Annotated in this window: 1 protein-coding gene and 2 pseudogenes; 1 reads left to right on the forward strand and 2 read right to left on the reverse strand. The window is 63.7% G+C overall.

Translation table 11 applies throughout. The features are described from left to right. Window positions 1–93 precede the first annotated feature (93 nt). Window positions 94–240 (reverse strand): annotated as a pseudogene (locus tag ABIE57_RS20570) (DUF6915 family protein); the annotation flags it as partial. A 10-nt stretch (window positions 241–250) separates the two neighbouring features. Next, a complete protein-coding gene (locus tag ABIE57_RS20575) occupies window positions 251–742 on the reverse strand; it encodes a DUF6878 family protein (protein ID WP_354540898.1) in 492 nt (163 codons plus the stop codon). 105 nt (window positions 743–847) lie between these two features. On the opposite strand from ABIE57_RS20575, the pseudogene ABIE57_RS20665 reads away from it, so the two are divergent. Further along, a pseudogene (locus ABIE57_RS20665) lies at window positions 848–1,030 on the forward strand (H-NS histone family protein); the annotation flags it as partial. Window positions 1,031–1,058: the final 28 nt, after the last annotated feature.

Raw genomic sequence — 1,058 nt, forward strand, 5'->3', positions numbered from 1 at the left:
CACCAGAAAGGGTAAAGGTGGCCGACTTTTACGCCGCCCGCAGCAGGCTCATCCCGCCGCTACCGTGGCCGACTTTCGCACCGCCGTTCTCACCTCGGCATGGTGGCGCAGCGCCCGGTGCCGAAAGTCCGCAGTAATCTCCTTGCTCTGGTCGAACCAAGTATGCACGGCCATGTAGCAGTCGACCGTACCGCCCCATTTCTTCACCGAGGACAGGGCGTGGTGATAGGGATGTGCCATCGCCGCCCCCTCAGAAATCATGGGTGAAGAGTTCAGACGAGGTGAAGCGCTCGTTGAACTCAAGATGGATGCAGCGAGCCGCGGCGTCGAAGCAGAACTCGCCGTAGGCGCCGTCGTTGTTTTCCCAACCGCCATGGGTGTCGGAGAGGAAGTCGAAGGCGAGTTGTTCTGCGACATCCTCCAGCGACAGGCTGCGCATCTCGACCTCAGGATCGTCCCAGGTCAGCGCGGCGTATTCGATCTCGGTGGCGGGGAAATCGACAGTGGTCTCGCCGGACCATGCCCCGATGCTTTCGATTTGGCCGCTGTCCCCGGCACCGTCAAAAGTCACGGTGACATGGGTGATGCCGGCGGCAGTGAGGCCGTCGAAAAGGCGGTCCTTGTTGCCGGGGCGCAGTGCGTCGATCCGGGCGGCGCGCTCGCCATGCGCCGCGAAGATCTGCGCCATGTCGACGGTTGAGGGCGCCATCGGGGGCGTGAGGGTGGGTTCTGTCAGGGTCATCGGGTGTCTCCGGTAAGGGGAAGGGATCGGAGCCGGGCCGGGCGATCTCTCTCCCCCGGACAAACTCCACATCCCCCCTGCTCCTCTCTACCTCTGGCGCCTCACGCAGCAGCGAAGTACCGGCACCCTGAGAACCCGGCGCTCACTTGGTCCGGTCGAGGGCGCAAACCGCAGTGGTTCGTGGAGGCGTTAGACGCGGGCAACACAGCGAGCGACCTAGCTGCTCCATCCCGGATGATCACGTTTCTCCTCGGCGATCCGCCCTCTTCATGGCAAGATCGGTCCTGAGAGACATTTGGACGGAGGCGCGGACATG

Source organism: Roseovarius sp. MBR-6 (assembly GCF_040547525.1).
In the GTDB taxonomy this organism is placed as follows: domain Bacteria; phylum Pseudomonadota; class Alphaproteobacteria; order Rhodobacterales; family Rhodobacteraceae; genus Roseovarius.